General features: G+C 68.7%; 23 protein-coding genes and 1 pseudogene. 13 read left to right on the forward strand and 11 right to left on the reverse strand.

Features of this window, described 5'->3' with window-relative positions:
* Nucleotides 1-36 precede the first annotated feature (36 nt).
* The gene (locus tag FHU35_RS20950; RefSeq protein WP_145742325.1) at nucleotides 37-1,752 is read left to right on the forward strand and encodes a DEDD exonuclease domain-containing protein; all 1,716 of its coding nucleotides are present in this window, start codon (nucleotides 37-39) and stop codon (nucleotides 1,750-1,752) included.
* Between the two features lie 77 nt (nucleotides 1,753-1,829).
* Here FHU35_RS20950 and FHU35_RS20955 read toward each other — a convergent pair whose 3' ends face one another.
* From FHU35_RS20955 to ctaE, 5 genes are all read right to left on the reverse strand, one after another.
* Nucleotides 1,830-2,255, reverse strand: coding sequence for a PPOX class F420-dependent oxidoreductase (locus FHU35_RS20955; RefSeq protein ID WP_145742327.1), 426 nt, complete (start codon nucleotides 2,253-2,255; stop codon nucleotides 1,830-1,832).
* A 93-nt stretch (nucleotides 2,256-2,348) separates the two neighbouring features.
* Nucleotides 2,349-4,004: a cytochrome bc1 complex cytochrome b subunit gene (gene qcrB / locus FHU35_RS20960; RefSeq protein WP_145742330.1), complete on the reverse strand. Its 1,656-nt coding sequence runs from the start codon at nucleotides 4,002-4,004 to the stop codon at nucleotides 2,349-2,351.
* On the reverse strand, nucleotides 4,001-5,131 hold the full coding sequence (qcrA, locus tag FHU35_RS20965) for a cytochrome bc1 complex Rieske iron-sulfur subunit (RefSeq protein ID WP_145742331.1): 1,131 nt from the start codon (nucleotides 5,129-5,131) through the stop codon (nucleotides 4,001-4,003). Before qcrA ends, qcrB begins: the two co-directional genes overlap by 4 nt.
* A complete protein-coding gene (gene qcrC, locus FHU35_RS20970) occupies nucleotides 5,128-5,934 on the reverse strand; it encodes a cytochrome bc1 complex diheme cytochrome c subunit (RefSeq protein ID WP_145742333.1) in 807 nt (268 codons plus the stop codon). The genes qcrA and qcrC overlap by 4 nt, the downstream gene beginning before the upstream one ends.
* A gap of 88 nt (nucleotides 5,935-6,022) precedes the next feature.
* Nucleotides 6,023-6,634: an aa3-type cytochrome oxidase subunit III gene (gene ctaE, locus FHU35_RS20975; protein WP_145742335.1), complete on the reverse strand. Its 612-nt coding sequence runs from the start codon at nucleotides 6,632-6,634 to the stop codon at nucleotides 6,023-6,025.
* Between the two features lie 86 nt (nucleotides 6,635-6,720).
* Here ctaE and FHU35_RS20980 point away from each other — a divergent pair, with 86 nt between their 5' ends.
* The 3 genes from FHU35_RS20980 (at nucleotide 6,721) to trpD (ending at nucleotide 8,836) form a co-directional block, all read left to right on the forward strand.
* Complete coding sequence (locus tag FHU35_RS20980; protein ID WP_425474161.1) at nucleotides 6,721-7,158, forward strand: hypothetical protein; 438 nt, start codon at nucleotides 6,721-6,723, stop codon at nucleotides 7,156-7,158.
* A gap of 119 nt (nucleotides 7,159-7,277) precedes the next feature.
* Nucleotides 7,278-7,685 carry a hypothetical protein gene (locus tag FHU35_RS20985; RefSeq protein ID WP_145742337.1) on the forward strand — a complete coding sequence of 136 codons (408 nt, stop codon included), beginning with the start codon at nucleotides 7,278-7,280 and terminating at the stop codon, nucleotides 7,683-7,685.
* A gap of 116 nt (nucleotides 7,686-7,801) precedes the next feature.
* Nucleotides 7,802-8,836 (forward strand): anthranilate phosphoribosyltransferase, encoded by a 1,035-nt coding sequence (trpD, locus tag FHU35_RS20990; RefSeq protein WP_222429446.1) that lies wholly within the window; start codon nucleotides 7,802-7,804, stop codon nucleotides 8,834-8,836.
* A 58-nt stretch (nucleotides 8,837-8,894) separates the two neighbouring features.
* On the opposite strand, the gene FHU35_RS20995 is transcribed toward trpD, so the two are convergent.
* The 3 genes from FHU35_RS20995 to ctaC all read right to left on the reverse strand — a co-directional run bounded on the left by FHU35_RS20995 (nucleotide 8,895) and on the right by ctaC (nucleotide 10,657).
* A complete protein-coding gene (locus FHU35_RS20995) occupies nucleotides 8,895-9,179 on the reverse strand; it encodes an Lrp/AsnC family transcriptional regulator (protein ID WP_145742340.1) in 285 nt (94 codons plus the stop codon).
* 98 nt (nucleotides 9,180-9,277) lie between these two features.
* Nucleotides 9,278-9,676 (reverse strand): cytochrome c oxidase subunit 4, encoded by a 399-nt coding sequence (locus FHU35_RS21000; protein WP_145742342.1) that lies wholly within the window; start codon nucleotides 9,674-9,676, stop codon nucleotides 9,278-9,280.
* 42 nt (nucleotides 9,677-9,718) lie between these two features.
* Nucleotides 9,719-10,657, reverse strand: coding sequence for an aa3-type cytochrome oxidase subunit II (gene ctaC / locus FHU35_RS21005; protein ID WP_145742343.1), 939 nt, complete (start codon nucleotides 10,655-10,657; stop codon nucleotides 9,719-9,721).
* Between the two features lie 309 nt (nucleotides 10,658-10,966).
* Between ctaC and asnB the strand changes: the two genes are divergently transcribed.
* From asnB to FHU35_RS21020, 3 genes are all read left to right on the forward strand, one after another.
* A complete protein-coding gene (asnB, locus tag FHU35_RS21010; protein ID WP_145742346.1) occupies nucleotides 10,967-12,895 on the forward strand; it encodes an asparagine synthase (glutamine-hydrolyzing) in 1,929 nt (642 codons plus the stop codon).
* A gap of 107 nt (nucleotides 12,896-13,002) precedes the next feature.
* Nucleotides 13,003-13,356, forward strand: a complete 354-nt coding sequence (locus FHU35_RS21015; protein ID WP_145742348.1) for a type II toxin-antitoxin system RelE/ParE family toxin — start codon at nucleotides 13,003-13,005, stop codon at nucleotides 13,354-13,356.
* Nucleotides 13,357-13,361: 5 nt separating this feature from the next.
* Nucleotides 13,362-13,664: a helix-turn-helix domain-containing protein gene (locus FHU35_RS21020; protein ID WP_425474162.1), complete on the forward strand. Its 303-nt coding sequence runs from the start codon at nucleotides 13,362-13,364 to the stop codon at nucleotides 13,662-13,664.
* Between the two features lie 58 nt (nucleotides 13,665-13,722).
* Here FHU35_RS21020 and FHU35_RS21025 read toward each other — a convergent pair.
* The 3 genes and pseudogenes from FHU35_RS21025 to FHU35_RS21035 all read right to left on the reverse strand — a co-directional run.
* Nucleotides 13,723-14,241: pseudogene (locus FHU35_RS21025) on the reverse strand (M23 family metallopeptidase); the annotation flags it as partial.
* 77 nt (nucleotides 14,242-14,318) lie between these two features.
* The gene (locus FHU35_RS21030; RefSeq protein ID WP_145742352.1) at nucleotides 14,319-15,875 is read right to left on the reverse strand and encodes a glycoside hydrolase family 13 protein; all 1,557 of its coding nucleotides are present in this window, start codon (nucleotides 15,873-15,875) and stop codon (nucleotides 14,319-14,321) included.
* 96 nt (nucleotides 15,876-15,971) lie between these two features.
* Nucleotides 15,972-16,994, reverse strand: coding sequence for a LacI family DNA-binding transcriptional regulator (locus tag FHU35_RS21035; protein WP_145742354.1), 1,023 nt, complete (start codon nucleotides 16,992-16,994; stop codon nucleotides 15,972-15,974).
* 193 nt (nucleotides 16,995-17,187) lie between these two features.
* Here FHU35_RS21035 and FHU35_RS21040 point away from each other — a divergent pair, with 193 nt between their 5' ends.
* The 6 genes from FHU35_RS21040 (at nucleotide 17,188) to FHU35_RS21065 (ending at nucleotide 22,072) form a co-directional block, all read left to right on the forward strand.
* Nucleotides 17,188-18,423, forward strand: coding sequence for an extracellular solute-binding protein (locus FHU35_RS21040; protein WP_145742356.1), 1,236 nt, complete (start codon nucleotides 17,188-17,190; stop codon nucleotides 18,421-18,423).
* 2 nt (nucleotides 18,424-18,425) lie between these two features.
* Nucleotides 18,426-19,343, forward strand: coding sequence for a carbohydrate ABC transporter permease (locus tag FHU35_RS21045; RefSeq protein WP_145742358.1), 918 nt, complete (start codon nucleotides 18,426-18,428; stop codon nucleotides 19,341-19,343).
* Nucleotides 19,343-20,239 carry a sugar ABC transporter permease gene (locus FHU35_RS21050; protein ID WP_145742360.1) on the forward strand — a complete coding sequence of 299 codons (897 nt, stop codon included), beginning with the start codon at nucleotides 19,343-19,345 and terminating at the stop codon, nucleotides 20,237-20,239. The genes FHU35_RS21045 and FHU35_RS21050 overlap by 1 nt, the downstream gene beginning before the upstream one ends.
* 85 nt (nucleotides 20,240-20,324) lie before the next feature.
* A complete protein-coding gene (mmuM, locus tag FHU35_RS21055) occupies nucleotides 20,325-21,218 on the forward strand; it encodes a homocysteine S-methyltransferase (protein WP_145742362.1) in 894 nt (297 codons plus the stop codon).
* A 137-nt stretch (nucleotides 21,219-21,355) separates the two neighbouring features.
* Entirely contained in the window at nucleotides 21,356-21,853 is a 498-nt protein-coding gene (locus tag FHU35_RS21060; protein ID WP_145742364.1) for a DUF2975 domain-containing protein, read from the forward strand.
* Nucleotides 21,854-22,072 (forward strand): helix-turn-helix domain-containing protein, encoded by a 219-nt coding sequence (locus tag FHU35_RS21065; RefSeq protein WP_145742367.1) that lies wholly within the window; start codon nucleotides 21,854-21,856, stop codon nucleotides 22,070-22,072.
* The last annotated feature ends 72 nt before the right edge of the window (nucleotides 22,073-22,144 follow it).

Below are 22,144 nucleotides of genomic sequence, written 5' to 3' on the forward strand. Positions count from 1 at the left end.
GCTGCGATGTCGGTAGGGGGACGTAACGTGCCGATGATGTCCGCGCACCGCCAACTGACGTTCGACGAGATCACCGTCACCGACGAACTCCCGCTGCACGAGGCGACGTTCGTGGTGGTCGATCTTGAGACCACGGGCGGAGACCGGCAGAACGACGCCGTCACCGAGATCGGGGCGGTGAAGGTCCGCGGCGGCGAGGTGCTCGGCGAGTTCGCCACCCTGGTGAACCCGGAACGCGGCATCCCGCCCTCGGTCGTGTCGATCACCGGCATCACCGAGGCGATGGTGCACGACGCACCTCGCTGGGACAGCGTGCTCCCGGCGTTCCTGGAGTTCTGCCGGGGCGCGGTGCTGGTGGCGCACAACGCGCCGTTCGACATCGGGTTCCTGCGGGCCGGGTGCGAGCGGCTCGACCTGACGTGGCCGAAGCCGCAGGTCGTCGACACCGTGAAGCTGGCGCGCCGGGTCCTGACCCGGGACGAGACGCCCAACCACAAGCTCGGCACGTTGGCACGCGTCCTGGGCGCCCGGACCGAACCGGTGCACCGAGCGCTGGACGACGCCCGCGCGACCGTCGACGTGCTGCACGTCCTGCTCGAACGGCTCGGCCCGCTGGGCGTGCGCACGCTGGAGGACCTGCTCGGGCACCTCCCCGACGTGACGCCGCAGCAGAAGCGCAAGCGCGGCCTCGCCGATTCGCTGCCCCACTCCCCCGGCGTCTACCTCTTCCGCGGCCCCAAGGACGAGGTCCTCTACATCGGCACGGCCTCCGACCTGCGGAGACGCGTGAAGCAGTACTTCACCGCCGGCGAGAAGCGCTCCAGGGTCAAGGAGATGGTGGGCATCTCCGAGCGGGTCGATCACGTGGAGTGCTCCCACCCGCTGGAGGCGGAGGTGCGGGAGCTGCGGCTGCTGTCCGCGCACCAACCGCGGTACAACCGCCGTTCGAAGTTCCCGCAGCGCGCGTGGTGGGTGGTGCTCACCGACGAGGTGTTCCCGCGACTGTCGATCGTGCGCGCCCCCAGGGCCGACGCGTTGGGGCCCTTCGGTTCCCGCCACGCGGCGACCGCTGCGGTGGACGCGTTGCAGTCGGCGACCACGATCCGCCGCTGCACCGACCGCCTCTCGCCGCGCAAGCCCGGGCGGCCCTGCGCGCTGCACGAGCTGGGGCGCTGCGGCGCTCCCTGCGCGGGCCTGCAGAGCGCCGAGGACTACGCGCCCGAGGTCGTCACCATCAGGGACGTCATCCGCGGGCGCAGCGGCGACCTGCTGGACCGGCTCCGCGAGGAGCTGCAACGGCTGTCCGACGGCGAGCGCTACGAGGACGCCGCCGACCACCGCGACCGGCTCGCCTCTCTGGTCCGCTCCCTCGACCGGGGCCAGCGGCTGTCCGCGCTCGCCTCCGTGCCGGAGCTGGTCGCGGCCCGCCCGGACGGGCGCGGCGGCTGGCACCTGTCGGTCATCCGGCACGGCAGGCTGGCTTCCGCCGGGGTGGCCCGTCGCGGCGTTCCCCCGATGCCGGTCGTGGACCTGCTGCAGGCATCGGCGGAAACCGTCCTGGACGGTCCGGGCCCGCTGCACGGCGCGACCGCCGACGAAGCGCGCGTCATCTACCGCTGGCTCACCACCGGCGGCACGCGCCTGGTGCGCACCACCGACCCGTGGACCGAGCCGGCGAACGCCGCAGGCTCCTGGCGGACCTGGCTGGAGAAGGCGACCGCGGGAAGAACCCCCTACGCGGCCATCGACTGACCACCCGGCCTCGGTGGCGTGTGGTGGGGGGTGGGGAAGTTTTCATGAAAACTTCCCCACCCGGCGCGAGACCTCGCTCAGGCGATCATGTCGAAGGCAGCGTTGATCTTGGTGGGCCGCAGGCGGACGACGAGCTCGCCCGGAACGCCGTTGCGGATGCCGTACTTCTCGGCCTCGTCCGGTCCGATGTAGCGGGCGGCGATCGCGGTGGCCGTGTCGACGAGGTCCTGCCTGTCCTCCGAGATCTCGGCCGTGCCCTGGACCTGCACGAACGCGAAGGGAGGCTGCGGCAGGTCGACGCACAGGGTCAGTCGCGGATCGCGGAGCAGGGACTTGCCCTTGGCGGACTGCTTGCCGGTGTTGAACACCAGAACGTCGCCGTCCACGACGAACCACACCGGCGCCACCAGCGGGCGTCCGTCGGCTGCCGTGAACCCCACCAGACCGGTGCGGGTGCCTTGCGAGAGGAACTCCCGGACCTTCGGATCTTGCAGCGTAGCCATGCCCGGGACGCTACCGACAGCCTCGACGGCCCGCTGGAGAAGCGAAACGGCCCGGCACCCGCTCGGGGTACCGGGCCGTCTCGGCTTCAGCTCTTACTCGTCGCCCTGCGACGGCTTGCCCGCCGTCAGCTCCGAGCTGTCCTCCGCTTGGCGGACCTCGTCCTGGTGACGGGCCCGCTTCAGCGCGGCGGTCTCGTCGACCGGGTCGGGCCGCAGCAAGCTGCCCTCGACCGGATGACCGGCCGCGCCCAGGTCGTTCATCTTCTTCGGCACCGGTGCGCCCTGGTAGGGCAGCGCCTCCGGGTGACCGTGGTCGTCCACCGGGCCGAGCGGCTGGTGGACCTCGATGAACTCACCGTGCGGGAGCCGCTTGATGATGCCGGTCTCGACGCCGTGGTCGAGCACCTCCCGGTCGCTGTGCTGGAGACCCAGGCACATCCGGTAGGTGATCCAGTAGGCGATCGGCGGCAGCACGAGCAGGCCGACGCGTCCGCCCCACGTCATCGCGTTCAGCGAGATGTTGAACTCGAACGCGATGATGTCGTTCGTACCGGAGATCATCAGCACCATGAAGAACGTCAGCGCCATGGCACCCAGCGAGGTGCGTACCGGGTTGTCGCGCGGACGCTGCAGCAGGTTGTGGTGCGCGGTGTCGCCGCTGAGCTTGCGCTCGATGGCGGGGTACATGATCGCGGCCGTGAAGATCATGCCCATGAACAGCACGGTCGGGAAGAACACCGCCGGGATCGTGAACGGCCCCAGGTAGACCTCCCAGGCCGGCCACAGACGCGACGAACCGTCCGTCCAGATCATGTACCAGTCGGGCTGCGACGCGGCGGAGATCTGCGAGGCGATGTACGGGCCGAGGTTCCAGATCGGGTTGATCTGGAAGACACCGGCCAGGATCGCGCAGACGCCGACGACGATCGCGAAGAAGGCACCGGCCTTGACCGCGAACACCGGCATGATCCGGACACCGACCACGTTGCTCTCGGTGCGCTTCACGCCCGGGAACTGGGTGTGCTTCTGGTACCAGACCAGCGCCAGGTGCGCCGCGACCAGACCCAGGATCAGGCCGGGCAGCAGGAACACGTGGAACAGGTAGAAGCGCGGGATCAGGTCGGTGCCGGGGAACTCCGCGCCGAACAGGATCCAGTGCACCCAGGTGCCCAGCACCGGGACCGACATCGCGATGCCGGAGGCGATCCGGACACCGGTGCCGGAGAGCAGGTCGTCCGGCAGCGAGTAGCCCGTGAAGCCCTCGAACATGCCCAGGATGAACAGCGTGACGCCGATCATCCAGTTCGTCTCACGCGGGCGCCGGAACGCGCCGGTGAAGAAGATGCGGAGCATGTGCGCCACCATCGACGCCATGAACAGCAGCGCCGCCCAGTGGTGCAGCTGACGGGCGAACAGACCGCCGCGGACCTCGAAGGAGATGTCCAGCGTGCTCTCGAAGGCCCGGGACATCTCCACACCGCGCAGGTTGGTGAAGACGCCCTGGTACTCGACCTCCTGCATGGAGGGGTCGAAAAAGAAAGCCAAGTAGGTGCCCGTGACCAGCAGCAGGATGAACGTGTAGAGCGCGATCTCGCCGAGCAGGAACGACCAGTGCGTCGGGAAGACCTTGTTCAGCTGCCGCCGCATGCCGGGAGCGAACCTGTAGCGCGTGTCCAGCTCGTCGGCCGCGTGCGCGACTTTGCCGTACAGCTTGCTCTCTCCCTTCGTGGGCGTGGTGATCGAACTCATGACTTACGCTCCCAGTACGCCGGACCGACGGGCTCGATGAAGTCGCCTTTCGCCACGAAGTAGCCGTCCTCGTCCACCGTGATCGGCAGCTGGGGCAGCGCGCGGGTGGCAGGGCCGAACACCGGCTTCGCGTAGGTGTTGACCACGTCGAACTGCGACTGGTGGCACGGGCAGAGCAGACGGCCGGTCTGCTGCTCGAAAAGCGACGTCGGGCAACCGAGGTGGGTGCAGATCTTCGAGTAGGCGTAGTAGTCGCCGTAGTTGAAGTCTTCCTGACCCTTGCGCTTGAGCGGCTTGCTGCCGGGGCGCAGCCGGATCAGCATGACCGGCGCGTCGCCCTTGCGCATCGAGGTGATCAGCTCTTCCTCGTCGTGCCGCCAGGCTTCGCGGAACGGGAAGACGGTCTCGAAGCCGCCGGCCTCGATGTCCTCGGGACGCAGCAGCGAGACGTCGTGCGGGTTGCCCGTGTCCCGTCGCAGGTAGATCTTCTCGCCGGGGTGCTCCGGCATCCAACCGGTGTGCAGCAGCGACTCCTGGCCCTCTTCGGCCCAGGGGTTGCGGACCATGCCGCCGAGGGCGAACACGCCGGCGCTCAGGCCGAAGGCACCCAGGCCGAAGCCGGCGGTGCGCGTGATCATCTTGCGGCGGGCGATGCCGCTGCGGTTGCCGGCGTCGGCCAGGATCGCGGCGGTCGTCTGCCGGTCGACCTCGCTGGAACCGTGGCCGTCGTGGCGCTGCTGCACCGCGACCTCGTGCGGGATGAACTTCTTCTGGTACTGCACGACGCCGATGCCGACGGCCAGGATGGACAGGCCGAGGAAGAAACCGATCAGCGGGTTGTACAGCGAGTAGATGAAGTGCTCGCGCGCCTCGGTCGAGGGCTGGTAGTCCCACGGCCAGAAGAGGAACACCGCGATGAACGCGAGCCCGGACAGCCCGGCCAGCACGAACCAGGCGGCCACCGACCGCTCGGCCCGACGCTCGGCGCGGGTGTCGGGGACCGGGAAGTTGTCCCGGTACTCGACGAGCTCGACGTCGTCGAGGGCGAGGCCGAGCCGCATCTTCTCGTCGCGGCTCATCTCGGCCAGTTCGGCCTCGGTGTAGTCCTTGTTCTCTTGCTCGCTCATGCCCTGGCTCCGATCCACAGGGTGAGGCCGATCAGCGCACCGAGACCCACGACCCAGGCGATGACCGTTTCCGGTCCCGGCCCGTAGCCACCCAGGGAGTTGCCGCCCGGGTTGTTGTTGCCGTTGGTCACGGACTTGACGTAGGCGATGATGTCCTTCTTCTCTTCCGGCGTGAGCTGCCGGTCCGAGAACTTGGGCATGTTCTGCGGACCGGTGACCATCGCGTGGTAGATGTCCTGCTCAGTCGCCTCGTCCAGGTTCGGCGCGAACTTGCCGGAAGACATCGCGATGCCGCGCCCGGTGAAGTTGTGGCAGGACGCGCAGTTCAGGCGGTAGAGCTCGCCGCCGCGCGACGGGTCGCCGCCCTGCAGCGCCTCGCCGGACTGCTTCTGCGCCTCCGGTCCGCCGCCGTAGGTCTGCACGTAGGCGCCCAGCGCGTCGATCTCCTCCGGGCTGAACTTCGGCGGCTTGCGCGTCGCCTGAGCTTCCTGCCGGACCATCGGCATGCGGCCGGTGGAGACCTGGAAGTGCACTGCGGCATCGCCGACGCCCGTCAGGCTGGGTCCACGGTCCTGCACGCCCTGCAGGTTGGATCCGTGGCAGCTGATGCAGGCGTTGTTGTAGAGCTGCTCGCCCTGCCTCACCAGCGCCGGGTCCGCGGCGGCGTGCGCGGTCTGCGGTTCGGGAGTCAGGACGGTGTACAGCCCACCGGCACCCACCAACGCAATGCCCAGCGCCAGTACACCGGAGATCCGTCGCTTGAGCTTCGAGCCCGCGCGGTTCCGTTTCTTAGTGGTGGTCATGAGTGCGGCAACCCTTGCTGTCCGGTTCGGGGTGTTCGTTTCGGCCTCGTTCGTGCCAGGCGATCGAGGTTCCTCGCTGGAGGAGCGATCACGGGACGAGGTAGATCACGGCGAAGAGGCCGATCCACACGATGTCCACGAAGTGCCAGTAGTACGACACGACGATCGCTGCGATGGCTTGAGCCGGCGTGAACTTGCTGAGCTTCGTCCGGATGATCAGGAAGACGAACGCGACCAACCCGCCGATGACGTGCAGCCCGTGGAAGCCGGTCGTCATGTAGAAGACCGTTCCGTAGGCCGACGACGCGATCGTGGTCGCGTGCTCGGTGACCAACTGGAAGTACTCACCGGCCTGCCCGAGCACGAAGATCGTGCCCATGATCAGCGTGATCACGTACCACCGGCGGAGACCGAAGACGTCACCCCGCTCCGCCGCGAACACGCCCCACTGGCAGGTGAACGAAGACGCCACCAGGATGATCGTGAACGGGAGGGCATACGGGAGGTTCAGGTGAGTGGGCGGTGGTGGCCACGCGCCCTCGTTCTGCGCCTTCACCGTGAAGAACATGGCGAAGAGTCCAGCGAAGAACATCAGCTCGCTGGCCAACCAAACGATGGTGCCGACGCTGACCATGTTGGGGCGGTTCAGCGAGTGCACGCGTTGACTGATTGAGGGCGCTGCCGTTGTCACGCGACGCATTATGTCTTGCAGCTTTTCCCCTCGCGCCCTCGGGTCCTCCCCCGCGGTCCCGGGGTGATCGGATTGCGACCTGGAGGTAACTCAACGTGAAAACTCTTCGGTCCGCGTTGGCTGCGCTGGGACTCGGCCGCCGAGACCGCCGCGAGCCCGTGATCAGCATCGATGACCCCGAGCTGCAGGTGGTCGTGCAGTCCTACGACGACACCGAGGCCGCCTCGGCGGCTCTTGCCAGAGCCGCCGGGTGGGACCCCGAGAGCCCTGCTGTCCTGCGCCACCACCTGGCACTTCCGTGTGACGCGGTCGACACCGCGAGAGCCTTGCTGGCCTCGGATGAGTGGATCCTGCGCCCCGGAGGCCGCGGAGATGACCTCAGCGTGTCCGGTTTGACCCCGTTGGTCGCGCTCCGTGTGCAGCGATTGGATGCGTTGCATTGCTCACAGGAGACCTCCCGGATGGCCGGTCTGGCGCAACGGCACGGGGGCGAGACCTTCGGCTGGGACGCCCTGCAGCCCGGAGCCGGATGATCGAATCCGGCCGGGTGGCTACTGTCACACCCGCTCGGGCGGCTAGCATTCGGACGTGAACGTCCCGTGCTGCGCAGATCGGGCGCGGGTGCCGGAGCAAGCTCGCCGAGGAGCCAGTGATGAGCACCGCAACAACGAACGTTCTCGTGTTCAGCCACCGCGCCGAGGTCCGGGAGGCGATCATCAACGCCGTCGGACGCCGCCCGGCGCCCGATCTGGACCGGCTGCACTACATCGAGGCGAGCACCGTCGCCGACGTGATCAGCGATGTCGACGCGGGCAAGGCGGACCTGCTCATCCTGGACGGCGAAGCCCAGCCGACCGGCGGCATGGGCGTCTCCCGGCAGCTCAAGAACGAGATCACCCAGTGCCCGCCGGTGATCGTCGCGGTCCGCCGCAAGGACGACCGCTGGCTCGCGACCTGGTCGCAGGCCGACGCCGTTCTCGTGCACCCGCTGGACCCGCTGGCCTCCGCCGAGACCGTCGCCGAGGTCCTGCGCACCCAGGGCAAGCCGGTTCCCGCCTGACCTACCGGTCCTCGGCCCCCTTGCGATCCATGCCATAACGGGCTGATCAGGAAGCTCCCGGCGCGGCACGATAGTTTCTTTGGACAGCCGAACCGACGGAGTAGATCGTGGGAACCATGGCGGGAAGTTGGGCAGGGCTGCTGGGCAGCCTGGTCGCGGGAACGGACCTGTCCGCGGAGGACACCGCCTGGGCCATGGACCTGATCATGTCGGGCGAGGCGACCCCGGCCCAGGTGGCCGGTTTCGTGGTGGCGCTGCGGGCCAAGGGCGAGACATCGGCCGAGGTGCGCGGCATGGCCGACGCGATGCTGGAGCACGCGCGCACCCTGGACATCACCCAGCGCGCGGTGGACATCGTGGGCACCGGCGGTGACCGCAGCGGCAGCGTGAACATCTCCACCATGTCCTCGATCGTGCTGGCCGCGTCCGGGGTGACGGTCGTCAAGCACGGCAACCGCGCGGCCTCGTCCAAGTGCGGCACCGCCGACGTGCTCGAAGAGCTCGGCGTGGCGATCGACCTCCCCCCGGCTGCGGTGACGCGCTGCGTGGAGGAGGTCGGCATCGGCTTCTGCTTCGCGCCCGTCTTCCACCCCGCGTTCAAGCACGCCGGTGCTCCCCGCCGCGAGATCGGCATCCCGACCGCGTTCAACGTGCTCGGCCCGCTGACCAACCCGGCCCGCCCGGCCGCGGGCCTCATCGGCTGCGCGGACCGCCGCATGGCACCGGTGGTCGCGGAGGTGTTCGCCGCCCGCGGCAACGACGCGCTGGTGGTGCGCGGCGACGACGGGATGGACGAGATCACCACCACCGCGGCCAGCACCGTCTGGGTGGTCAACGACGGCACGGTCCGCGAGGACGTGCTGGACCCGCAGGACTTCGGCATCAGCCGCAGCCGCCCGGAAGACCTCCAGGGCGGTGACGCCAGGGTCAACGCGAAGGCGGTCCGCGATCTCCTGGCCGGTGACACCGGCCCGGTCCGCGACGCCGTGCTGGTCAACGCCGCAGGCGCCTGCGTCGCCTACGACGGCCCCGGAGCCGACCTGCAGACCCAGTTCCACTCCGGCCTGCAGCGAGTCGCCGAGGCCATCGACTCAGGAGCCGCAGCGGCCCTCCTGGACAGCTGGACCACCCTCAGCGCCGAACTCCGCTGACCCCCGTCACCCGCACCGCTGAGCGACAAGACCACAGATCAGTGGATCGCTCCGTGGATCATTCCTCTCCGAGGCCGATGGAGAAGGCGGCTTCCGCGTCCTTGCGGGAGTAGGAGCGGAAGGCGATGTGGGTGTCGGTGTCCAGGACGCCCGCCACCTTGTTGATCTTGCCGGGAACGATGTCCGCCAGGTCCTCGTGCTTGGGGACGCGCAGCATCGCGATCAGGTCGACGTCACCCGCGCAGGAGTAGACCTCGTCGACGCCGTCGAGGTCGGCGATCTCCTGGGCCGCCTCCACGAGGCGGTCGGCGGCGGTCTGGATCAGCACGATCGCGGTGATCACGGGGAAAGGTCCTCCTGCTGCGTGGTTGTTCGACGGACGAGATCCTAGACGCGAAAAGGTCCCCCGGCTGTGACCGAGGGACCTCTTCGAATGTTGCGTCAGTGGCTGCTCTGACCGGTGTGGTACTCGAACACCAGCCCGGCCACCATGATCAGCAGGAAGCCGACCGCGAGCACGATCATCCAGACGTGGAAGAACGCCAGGGCGATGCCCGCGAACGCCGCGCCGGCTGCGAGGCCGACCGGCCAGTAGCTGCCCGGGCTGAAGAAGCCCAGTTCACCGGCACCGTCGCTGATCTCCGCGTCCGGGTTGTCCTCCGGGCGCTCCTCGATCCGGCGAGCCACGAAGGAGAAGTAGCTGCCGATGATCAGCGACAGTCCGCCGATCAGGATCAACGCCACGGTGCCCACCGGCTCCTTGGCCCAGACGCCGTAGACGACTGCGGACAGGAAGAAGAAAACGGTGATGATGTTGAAGATCCTGGCTTCGACCTTCATGGAGTCCTCGCTCTCACGCCGTACGCCCTGTCGAGGGCACCCCTAGCTGTTCGACCCGATGCCGGAGGGCGCGCCACCGGTCCGGTCGGTGTTGAACGGCACACCGGTCACCGCGTGCGGCGTGCACAGCTCACCGCAGTTCATCGCGCCGAGAGCCTCGGCAGCGGTGTAGGTCTGCCCGGTCTGCGGGTTCACCTGGGTGCGCAGCTGCATGTACCGGTCGAACTTGTCCGGCGACAGAGCCCGGACCTCGAAGTTCATCATCGCGTGGTAGGTGCCGCACAGCTCGGCGCACCGGCCCACGAACGAGCCTTCCCGCTCAACGGTGTTCTGGAAGACGTTGTCCTGGTTGTTCTTCTCCGGGTGCGGGAACGTGTCCCGCTTGAAGTGCCACTCCGGAACGAAGAACGAGTGGATCACGTCGGTCGACCTGATGTGGTACTCGACGCGCTGACCGACCGGCACGACCAGCAGCGGGATCTCGCTGCTGCTGCCGACGGTGCGCACCGGCTGCCCGTCCGGCGTCTTGTAACCGGGGTAGTTGAACTCCCAGTTCCACTGGAACGAGACCACGTTCACGGTCTGGTCCGGCTTGGCCGGCTTGGCCAGAACCGTGTTCTGCGTGACCGCCGTGAAGTAGAACAGCACGACCACCAGCACGAACGGAATCGCCGTGTAGATGAGCTCGAGCGGCAGGTTGTACTGGAACTGACGCGGCAGTTCCGAGTCGTTCTTCTTCTTGCGGTGGAACGCGACCGACCAGAAGATCAGTCCCCACACCAAAACACCGACCGCGAGTGCTGCGATCACTGACCAAGTCCACAGGTTCCGCATCGCCTCGGCCTGCGGGGTGACACCCTCTGGCCATCCGAACCGCAGGACCTCGTCGGTCGTGCAGCCAGTGGCCGCGACACCAACCAGGCCGATCAGACCAGCGACCTTGACCAGCCGTGGCACTCGGGTCCCCTCCTTCAGGCCCACTGCGCGACGCCTCCTCGTGCAAAACTCACCGAAGCGGCTTGGTCGATCCCCGGCACGCCCGCAGGCAACCGCGGATCCGCCGCCGGAATCCTGGGCAGAGCCTAGCCCAGGTGTAGCCGCGATACTGCTCCGGGGGCGTTGATCGCGCGCCGGGGGCTCCACTCGAAGCGGTGGGACCGCTCCGGTTGCCACCGCACCGCTGAGCACGAGGCCGCGAATTGATCGCCCCACGCGCGTGCAGCGCGCGCGCCAGGGTTCTGCATACTGGAGCCAGCCTTTTCCCCCCGACCCGGAGAGGTGCACAGACGCGTGTGCGGCCTGCTTGGACTCATCTGTCCCACCGAAGAAACTGCCGGTTACAGCGTGAACGCCGTGGCCAACGCGCTGCCGTGTCAACGACACCGGGGACCGGACGAGAGCGACACGTGGCAGGGCGGTGAGGTCGTCCTCGGCTTCAACCGGCTGTCGATCATCGACCTCGAGCACTCCCACCAGCCGCTGACCTGGGGCCCGCCGGAGAACCCGCAGCGGTACACGATCACCTTCAACGGCGAGATCTACAACTACCTCGAGCTGCGCGCCGAGCTGATCGAGCAGTACGGCGCCCGGTTCGGCACGGACGGCGACACCGAGGTCATCGTCGCCGCCTACCACTACATGGGGCCGCAGTCCGTCGGCCGGCTGCGCGGCATGTTCGCGTTCATGGTCTGGGACAGCGAGCGCAAGGTGGTCTACGGCGCGCGCGACCCGTTCGGCATCAAGCCGCTGTTCTACGCCTCCGGACCCGGCGGCACGGCCTTCGCCAGCGAGAAGAAGAGCCTGCTCAGCCTGGCCAACACGGTCAAGATCGGCGAGGAGCTCGACCACAAGGCGCTGCAGCACTACTTCGTGCTGCAGTACGTGCCGGAGCCCGAGTCGCTGCACCGGCAGATCCGCCGGATCGAGTCGGGCACCTCGTTCACGGTCTCGCCCGGCGGGCAGCTGGTGACCGAGCGGTACTTCCAGCCGAACTTCCGGCCGCGCCCGGCCAACACCGACGCCGACGTGAAGCGGTTGCAGAACGAGATCGTCGATGTGATGCGCGACTCGGTCGCCAAGCACATGCGCGCGGACGTCACGGTCGGCTCGTTCCTGTCCGGCGGCATCGACTCCACGGCGATCGCGGCGCTGGCCAAGGAGCACAACCCGAACCTGATCACCTTCACGACCGGTTTCGAGCGGCAGGGCTACTCGGAGGTGGACGTGGCGGCCGAGTCGGCCGCGGCGATCGGCGTCAAGCACGTGGTCCGCACCGTCTCCCCCCAGGAGATGATGGACGCGCTGCCGCTGATCATCTGGTATCTCGACGACCCGGTGGCCGACCCGGCGCTGGTGCCGCTGTGGTTCATCGCCCGCGAGGCTCGGCAGCACGTGAAGGTGGTGCTCTCCGGCGAGGGCGCCGACGAGCTGTTCGGCGGCTACACGATCTACCGCGAGCCGCTGTCGCTGGCACCGTTCGAGAGGGTGCCGGGCGCGCTGCGCAAGGCGATGGGCAAGGTCTCCAGCCGCATCCCGGAGGGCGTGCGCGGCAAGGACCTGCTGCGTCGCGGTTCGCTGGACCTGGAGGAGCGCTACTACGGCAACGCGCGCATCTTCCGGGACGACCAGCTGCGCGGGATCATGCGCGGCTTCGACCCCGGCGTGTCGCATAAGGACATCACCGCGGTCCCGTACGGCCAGTCGCAGAACTGGGACCCGGTGACCCGGATGCAGCACGTGGACCTGTTCACCTGGCTGCGCGGTGACATCCTGGTCAAGGCGGACAAGGTGACCATGGCCAACTCGCTGGAGCTGCGGGTTCCGTTCCTCGACAACGAGGTCTTCCGGGTCGCCAGCACGGTGCCGCTGGAGCAGAAGATCACCAGCGAGACCACCAAGTACGCGCTGCGCCAGGCGCTGTACCAGGTCGTCCCGGCGCACGTGCTCAACCGCCGCAAGCTCGGCTTCCCGGTGCCGATCCGGCACTGGCTCAAGGACGAGATGCACGACTGGGCGCGCAACATCATCCAGCAGTCGCAGACCGATCACCTGCTGGACCGCCGCGCGATCCTGCAGCTGCTGGAGGAGCACCGCTCCGGCGTCCTGGACCACAGCCGCCGCCTCTGGGCGCTGCTGGTGTTCATGCTCTGGCACGGCATCTTCATCGAGGGCCGCCTCTCCCCCGAGGTCCCCGAACCCCACTACCCCGTCCGCCTTTGACGCTCGACGTGGCACGAACGGCCGGTTCACCCCTCGGAGGTGGACCGGCCGTTCTTCTGCCCGGATCGCCCGATGGTGAAAGCGAGCGGGTTCATATCATCAATGATATGAACTGGGGTACCGTAGAGCTCGAACCGGAGGTCCGGCGATGGCTGGAAGGACTCGCCCCCGCGCATTTCGCGACCGCGATGTTCTACATCGACCGCCTCGAGGAGGACGGCGTCCTGCTGGGCGAGCCGTACACGAGGCAGCTCAGGGGCAAGTTGCGGGAGCTCAGGTTCTACCTCGACGGCGACGCGCTGCGGGTCACGTACTGGATCGCACCCGGAAGACGGATCGTGCTGCTCACCGTCTTCAGGAAGACCAGGATGAGGGAGCCCAGGGAGATCGAGCGCGCATGGCGCACCTACCGCCGGTGCGTGGACGAGGGTCACGACGTGGACGAATTCGTTGAGGGGTGATGACTGTGACCAGAACGGACTGGGCATCGCTGCGCAACCGCAGGATGACGGAGCCCGGCGTTGCAGAGGCCTACGAGGCCACCCGGATCGCCTACGAGCTGGGAAAGGCCACGCGCGAGCTGCGCGAGGAGCGCGCTTGGACGCAGACCCAGCTCGCCGAAGCAGCGGGGATGTCCCAGCCTGCGGTCGCCCGCTTCGAGGCCGGAGGCACCGTCCCGACCATCCCGATCCTCGAGCGCCTCGCACGCGCTTTGGACGTCGAACTCGTCGTGCGCTTCAACCAAAGCGATTCCGCGGCGAGCGCGTGAGCGACGGCCGGTCCACCTCCGGGAGGCGGGCCGGCCGTTCCTCCGCCCCCAGGAATCAGCAGTTGTTCTTGCTGGTGACGTTGGTGTGGTCGTAGTAGGGGATGGCCTTGCCGTTGAGGACGACCTTGCGGTCGGCGCCGTCGAGGATCTGTTCGTAGTGCAGGTGGGGGCCGGTGACTCCGCCGGTGGCGCCGGCTTCACCGATCTTGCCGCCGCCCGACACCTCGTCGCCGACCGAGACGGCCTGGCTGGACAGGTGGGCGTAGCGGGTGCGCCAGCCGTTGCCGTGGTCGAGCTCGATCCACCGGCCGTAGCTGGTGTCGCCTTCGTTCTCCGACCTGGTCACGGTGCCGCCTGCCGAGGCGAGGACGGGCATGCCGGTGATGCCGTCCTTCTGGAAGTCCACCGAGTTGGCCGGGCTGTGCCCGCTGAAGGTGGCGGCCGTGACCTCGACGCCGCACTTGAAGGGCACCTGGAAGTTGGGCGCGGCCGAGGCCGGCGCCTGGAATCCGACCACGGCGACGGCAGCCAGCGCCGCCGCTGCCATGGTCGTCCCTAATCGTCGCACCATGCGAATCACCTCCGTGTCGTTGGTGATTCACATGTGACCATGCCTAGTTGGGTAGAAATAGACCCAGCGGAACGATTTCTCGTTCACTTTTCCCAGTATTGGAGCCACACCGTGGTGTTCGGCGGCAGCTCACCGGTCCAGGACTCGACGCCGTCGCTGCGCAGCAGCAGGGCACCGGTCGGCTCCAGAGCGACCGCGGTCTCGCCGAAGTTGGTGGCGCAGGTGAAACCGGGTTCGCGGGTGAACGCCACGACCTGCTCCGGGGCCTCCAGCCAGGTCAGGTCGCCATCACCCAGGCCGGCGAGCGCGCGGCGCAGGGCGAGCGCAGAGCGGTACAGGCTCAGCACCGAACCCGGCTCGTCGCGCTGGGCCTCCGCAGTGGATGATGCCCACTCCCCCGGCACCGGGAGCCAGCTCCCGGCCGGACCGAAGCCGAACGGCGGTTCGTCGCCGGACCACGGCAGCGGCACGCGGCAGCCGTCGCGACCGACGTCGGCACCCCCGGAACGCGTCCAGATCGGGTCCTGCCGGACCTCGCCGGGCAGGTCCAGCACCTCGGGCAGTCCCAGCTCCTCGCCCTGGTAGACGTAGACCGAACCGGGCAGGGCGAAGCTGAGCAGCGCCGCCGCACGGGCGCGGGCCAAGCCGAGCTCGCCGTCGCCGTAGCGGGTCACGGGCCGCCGGACGTCGTGGTTGCCGAGCACCCACGTCGTGGTCGCCCCCACCTGGGCGGTGGTGGCGAGCGATTCGGCGACCACCTTCCTGAACTCCTCCGCCGACCACGGAGCCTCCAGCAGCGCGAAGTTGAACGCCTGGTGCAGCTCGTCGGGCCGGACGTAGCGGGCCAGCCGCTCCTGGGTCGACGCCCAGGCCTCGGCGACGCCGATGCGCCCGCCGGAGTAGGAATCGAGCAGCACGCGCCAATCGCGGTAGATCTCGTGCACCTCGTCCTGGTCGAAGTACGGCAGCTCGCCGCGCCCCAGCAACGAGATCTGCTCGCTGCGACCGGTGTCGGGCAGGTCGGGGTGCTTGATCATGCCGTGCGCGACGTCGATGCGGAAACCGTCGACCCCGCGGTCCAGCCAGAACTTGAGCACCTTGCGGAAGTCCGCGCGCACCTGCGGGTTCCGCCAGTTGAGGTCGGGCTGCTCGGGCGCGAACAGGTGCAGGTACCACTGGCCGTCGGGCAGCCGGGTCCAGGCCGGGCCGCCGAAGATGGATTCCCAGTCGTTCGGCGGTTCGTCGCCGCGCCCGTCGCGGATCAGGTAGCGGTCGCGTTCGGCCGAACCGGGTCCGGCGGCCACGGCCTCGGTGAACCACGCGTGCTGGTCGGAGGTGTGGTTCGGGACGATGTCGGCGAGCACCCGGATGCTGGCGTCGTGGGCCTCGGCGAGCAGGGCGTCGAAGTCGTCGAGGTCGCCGAAGAGCGGGTCGACGCCGCAGTAGTCGGCGACGTCGTAGCCCCCGTCCGCCATCGGCGACGGGTAGAAGGGCGTCAGCCAGATCGCGTCGACACCGAGCTCCACGAGGTGCGGCAACCGCTCCCGCGCCCCGGCCAGGTCGCCGACCCCGTCGCCGTCGCCGTCGGCGAAGCTGCGCACGTAGATCTGGTACACCACGGCATCACGCCACCAAGACATGCTGCTCCTTTCCGGAGTGCGGGCAGTTTGGTCCGAACTGACCGGGCAGAACAGTCTTCGACGGTGGGCGGTTCGGACCAGAGCTGCCCGGGTGTCTCACCGTTCCCGAGTGGATTCGCGGACGATCAGGTGCGGGCGGAACATGCGGCTGAAGCTGGTCGAGCCGCGCTCGTCCCCGTCGGGGTCGAGCTGGCGCAGGAGTTCGTCCACCGCGGCAGCGGCCATGTCGCGGATGGGCTGGGCCAGGGTCGTCAGCGCCGGCTGGCAGTAGGCGGCCAGCGGGATGTCGTCGAAGCCGACCACCGAGATGTCGTCCGGGGTGCTCAGCCCGCGCCGCTTGGCCTCGCCCATCGCCCCCAGCGCCATCACGTCCGACGAGCACAGCACCGCAGTGGGTTCCGGACCGTCGAGCAGCCGGGCCATCGCCTCGGCACCGCCCTCGGCGGAGAACGAACCGTGAGCGACGAGCTCGGCTGCCGGTTCGACCCCCGCCTCCTCCAGGGCTGCCGCCCAGCCCGCGCGCTTGAGCCGGGAGGGCAGCGCCCGCGAGGGGCCGCTGACAAAACCGATGCGGTGATGGCCGAGTTCCAGCAGGTGCCGCGCGGCGGTGTGGCCTGCGAGGTGCTCGTCGACGGTGATGTCCGGGACGTCGAGGCTCGGCGCACCTCCGTTGACGAACACCATCCGGACGCCGTCGCGACCGAGCTTCTCGTAGTAGCCGCGACTGCGGCGCTCGTCGTTGTCGGGGTTGGCGATCTCCGGCGACACGAAGATCATGCCCTCGACCCCGCGCGCCTGGAGCATCTGGACGTAGTCCTTCTCGCTCATCGCCGCGCGCGTGTTGCACAGCAGCGAGGCGTAACCCGCTTGCGCGGCACGGCTTTCCAGCGCTTCGGCGAAGGCCGGGAAGACCGGGTTGGACAGCTCCGGCACCAGCAGGCCGATCACCCCGGTGCGCCGCAGCGCGCCGACGCCTCGGGCGGTGTGCGGCAGCTGGTTGAGCACGTCGAGCACTCGTTGCCGGGTCTCCTCGGCGATGCCCGACTTGCGGTTGAGCACGCGGCTCACCGTGGACACGCTCACCCCGGCCGCTTCCGCGATCTCGGCCAGACCCGCCAACGCCAGGCTCCTTCCGCTACCGATGTTGCCGCCGGCCTCGATCCTGCACGCAACCGAAACTATTTGCAATGGTGTTCCGTTGCCGGTTGCCGGACTCTGTCCACTTCTGCTCGAACACCTTGACTCAACTCACATTCTGGGTATGCAATCGAACGCCAGTCCGTCGCAAAAATTTGCACATCGGAGGTCCGGAATGAGCCCCAAGGCCACGGTCACTGCCGTCATGGGCCTGGTCGGCGCCCTCACCCTCGCCGGGTGCGGCGGTACGAGCGGCGACCCGAACCAAGTCGTGTACTGGGACACCAGCGGATCGGCGGAGAGCGCCGTGTTCAGCGAGGTCGCGCAGGAGTGCGGACGCACCGGGGGTTACCGGGTGCAGGTCGAGTCGGTGGCCTTCGACCAGGCGCTGAACAACTACAAGACCGCGGCGCAAGGCGGCCAGGGCCCCGACGTGCTGCGCGCCGACGTCGGCTGGGTCTCGCAACTCGCGCAGGCCGGTCTCATCCAGGACCTCTCCGGGACGCCGCTGGTCACCGACACCGCCGACTTCCTGCCGAACACGCTGGAATCGACGAAGTTCGAGGGCCGGACCTACGCCGTGCCGCAGGTGACCGACGCGCTCGCGCTGTTCTACAACAAGCGCAAGCTCGACGCCGCCGGGGTGACACCGCCGCAGAACTGGGACGAGCTCAAGGCCATCGCGCCGAAGCTGGGCGGCGAGAACGCGCTGTTCCTCAACAACGACGAGTACTACGCGCTGCCGTTCATCTACGCCCACGGCGGTGACCTGGTGGACCCGGCCACGAAGACGATCACGGTCAACTCCCCCGAGACCGCGAGCGGCGTGCAGGTCGCCAAGGATCTGCTCGACGCGAAGGCCGCCCGCACCTCGCTGGACCAGCCCAACTCCTACACCAGCATGAAAACGGCCTTCACCACCGGCGAGACCGCCATGGTGATCGACGGACCTTGGGCGGTCTCGGAGTTCACCGCGTCCCAGGAATTCGCCGACCCGGCCAACCTCGGCATCGCGCCGGTCCCCGGCTCGGCCACCCCGTCGCCGGTCGGCGGGCACGACTACGTGATCCGGCAGGGCAGCGACGCCACCGAGGCTTCGCAGAAGTTCCTCGCCTGCATGAGCAGCACCGCCAACCAGGCGAAGGTCGCCGCGGAGCTGGGCCTGCTGCCCACCCGCACGTCGGCCTACGACGACCCCGCGGTGACCGCGAACCCGATCGTCACGGCGTTCCGCCCGCTGGCGGCCTCCACCCACCCGCGCGCCTGGATCCCGCAGAACAGCGAGCTGCTCGAACCGCTGCAGACCGCCTACGGCGACGTCCTGTCGGGTCGCAAGCAGACCAAGCCCGCGCTCGACGAGCTGGCGCAGACCTACCAGTCCACGATCCTCACCGACTACGCGAAGCGCTGACCATGCGGAACTTCCTCGCCCGGTACTGGTTCGGCTACGCGATGGTGCTGCCGGTCGTCGCGGTCCTCGCGCTGCTGGTCGTGCTGCCGCTGCTGCAGGGCGTGTACTTCGGGTTCACCGACATCAACGACACCAACATCGCCAACCCCGTCCTGGACCGCGAAGCCCGGTACGAGTTCGTGGGAGGGGACAACTACCTCAACGTGCTGTCCGGATCGGCGGCCTTCGGCTCGTTCTGGGCGACGCTGGTGCGCACCGTGATCTGGACCTTCGCGTGCGTGGCCTGCCACTACGGCATCGGGCTCGGCCTCGCGATGCTGCTCAACCGGCGGATGCGGGGACGCGGGCTCTACCGGGTGCTGCTGATCCTGCCGTGGGCGGTTCCGGTGTTCATCAGCGCGTTCGCGTGGCGGTACCTGCTCAACGCCGACTACGGACTCGTCAACTGGGTCCTGGAAACGCTCGGCCTGCCGGGGCAGGTGTGGCTCGGGCAGTCGAACTTGGCGCTGCTGTCGGTGATCGTGGTCAACGTGTGGCTGGGCGTGCCGTTCATGATGGTCGCCCTGCTCGGCGGGCTGCAGGCCATCCCGTCCGATCTCCACGAGGCCGCTGAGATGGACGGCGCGACGCCCTGGCAGCGGTTCGTCAACGTGACTCTGCCGGGACTGCGGCCGGTGTCGAGCAGCGTCGTGCTGCTCGGGGTGATCTGGACGTTCAACATGTTCCCGGTCATCTACCTGATCACCGGCAACAACCCGCACACCCGAATCCTCGTGACCTACGCCTTCGAGCGGTTCTTCTCCGGCGCCACCAGGGATTACGCGATCGCCTCCACCTACGGCGTGCTGATCCTGTCGGTGCTGCTGGTCTTCGCCGCGATCTACCGCCGCGCGATGGCGCGGCAGGGAGAGGTGCTGTGATGAGCATCGACGCAGCGTCCTTGCGGGCGTCCTCGGCCGCCGCCCAGCCGCGCGGCCGGGGCCGGCGCTCGACCCTGGCGAGCATCGGCCTGCACGGCGCGCTGGTGGCGGCGTCGCTGATCGCGGTGTTCCCGGTGTTCTGGGTCGTGGTGGTGTCGTTCAAGCCGGACGCCAAGGCGGTCGAGGCGACCCCGTCGCTGTTCAACGACTCCAGCCTGGACAACTACGCGGACGTGCTCAGCGGCGCGAAGGGCTCATTCCTCGCGTGGTTCGGCAACTCCGTGCTGATCGCGGCCCTGACCACCGTGCTCGGCGTGCTGCTGGCGGCGACGACCGCCTACGCGCTGAGCCGGTTCCGGTTCCCCGGCAGGCACTGGCTGCTGCTGTCGTTCCTGGTCGTGCAGATGTTCCCGTTCGCGGTGCTGATCGTGCCGCTGTACAACATCCTGCTCAACCTGGGGTTGCAGGGCAGCTCGCTCGGGCTGGTGCTGGTCTACTGCAGCACCGCGATTCCGTTCTGCACCTTCATGCTCAAGGGCTACTTCGACGGCATCCCGGCCGACATCGACGAGGCCGGGCGGGTCGACGGGCTCTCGCCGCTCGGCGTGTTCTGGCGGCTGGTGCTGCCGCTGGCCCGCCCGGGGCTGGCGGTGACCGGCTTCTACTCGTTCATCGTGGCCTGGAGCGAGGTCGCCTTCGCCTCGGCGTTCCTGTCAGCGGCCGACGAGTCCAAGACGCTCGCGGTGGGCCTGCAGGTCTTCGTCCAGCAGAACCGGGCGGAATGGGGTCATCTCGCGGCGGCGTCGGTCCTGGTGGCGGTTCCCGCGGTGATCGTCTTCTACGCGGTGCAGCGCTTCCTCGTCTCAGGGCTGTCGGCGGGCAGCGTCAAGGGCTGATTCGAATTTCGCGCGAAGTTCGAATCCTCCCCACGCCGGGCGCGAAGGCGGTCGGCGTGCGCCGAACACCACTACGCTGGTGGGCATGGAGGGATTCAGGGTCGACCGGCCGATGGTTCTCGACGGCGGGCTGGCCACGGAGCTGGAGGCGATGGGGCACGAACTCGCCGACGCGCTGTGGTCGGCGCGCCTGCTGGCCGACGCCCCTGAGGAGATCGTCGCCGCGCACGCCGCCTTCTACCGAGCGGGCGCGGACATCGCCACCACCGCCAGCTACCAGGCGTCCTTCGAGCGATTCGCCGAGCGCGGCCTCGACCGCGCCGGAGCGGAGCGGTTGCTGCGCCGCAGCGTCGAACTGGCCCGGCTCGCGGGTGAGGTCGAGCCGGGCGAGCACCGCTGGGTCGCCGCCTCCATCGGCCCCTACGGCGCGACGCTCGCCGACGGTTCCGAGTACCGCGGCGACTACGGCCTGAGCAAGCAGGAGCTGCGCGAGTTCCACCTGCCGCGCCTGGAGGTGCTGGCCGACGCGGCGCCGGACGTCCTCGCGCTGGAGACCATCCCCGACGTCGACGAAGCCGAAGTCCTGGTGGAAGCCGTGGCCGGCCTGGGGGTCCCGGCCTGGCTGTCGTTCACCGTCGACGGCGACCGCACTCGTGCGGGGCAGCCGCTCTCCGAGGCCTTCGCGCTGGCCGAGTCCGACGCCATCAGCGCGATCGGCATCAACTGCTCGACACCGGAGGACGTCCTCCCGGCACTCGAAACCGCCCGCGCGGCAACGGCCAAGCCGCTGGTGGCCTACCCGAACAGCGGCGAGGACTGGGATTCCGAGCACCACGCCTGGACCGGCGATCCCCGCCTGTCCCCGCGTCAGGCCCGCCGCTGGCGCGAAGCCGGCGCCACCCTCGTCGGCGGCTGCTGCCGAGTTCGCCCCGAAGACATCACCGCGGTGGCGGAAGCCCTCCTCGACCCGGAGAGCTGACCGCCGGGGTGCTCCGCGAGAACGTCGGCGCGGTGGCGCGTTCCCGCATGATCGCGATCCGACCCGACGGGTCCCGGCTTGCCTCGATCTATCGTTTTTCGATAGATTCTCATCGTGGTTCGATCGAAGGAGTGGCGATGAGGAAGTCGGCGGTGCTCGCGCTGCGAGTCGTGCTCGTGGTGCTGCTGGCCGGGTCGCTGTTCGTGCAGGCGGTGATGGTGCCGCTGCTCAACGCCGATCTGGAGGAGCTGAACGCGCAGCACGCCTACCTGCGGGTGCCGCTGCTGCTGATCGTCGTGCTCGGACTGGTGGCCTGCCAGGTCGTGGTCGTCTGCGTGTGGCGGCTCGTCACGATGGTCCGGCGCGGAACCGTGTTCTCCCACGCGGCTTTCCGCTACGTGCACGTCATCATCGGTGCGATCGTGGCCGCGGCGCTCGACGTCTTCGCCCTCGCCTGCCTGCTGGCGCCCGGTGAGGCCGTCGCGCCGGGCGTCGTGCTGCTGATCTGCGGCGTGGTCGTGGCGATCCTGGGGGTCGCGCTGGTCGTGCTGGTGCTGCGCGTGCTGCTGGCGCAGGCGGTCGACCGCGACGTGCAGGCGACGCGGATGCAGGCCGAGCTGGACGAGGTGATCTGAGTGCCGATCGCGGTCGACATCGACGTCATGCTGGCCAAGCGCAAGATGTCGGTCGGCGAGCTCGCCGAGCGCGTCGGCATCACCCCGGCGAACCTCGCGGTCCTGAAGAACGGCCGAGCCAAGGCCGTCCGCTTCACCACCCTCGACGCCCTCTGCCAGGTCCTCGACTGCACCCCGGGAGACCTCCTCCGCTGGGAGCCCGACGACGACGCCCGCTGAAGCACCCCAACGAGAACCAGCTGGTCCGGCCGAAAACCGGTGGTGCGCGAGGTCGGATGATCGCGCTCGTCA

It is taken from the genome of Saccharopolyspora dendranthemae, assembly GCF_007829955.1.
Taxonomy (GTDB): domain Bacteria; phylum Actinomycetota; class Actinomycetes; order Mycobacteriales; family Pseudonocardiaceae; genus Saccharopolyspora; species Saccharopolyspora dendranthemae.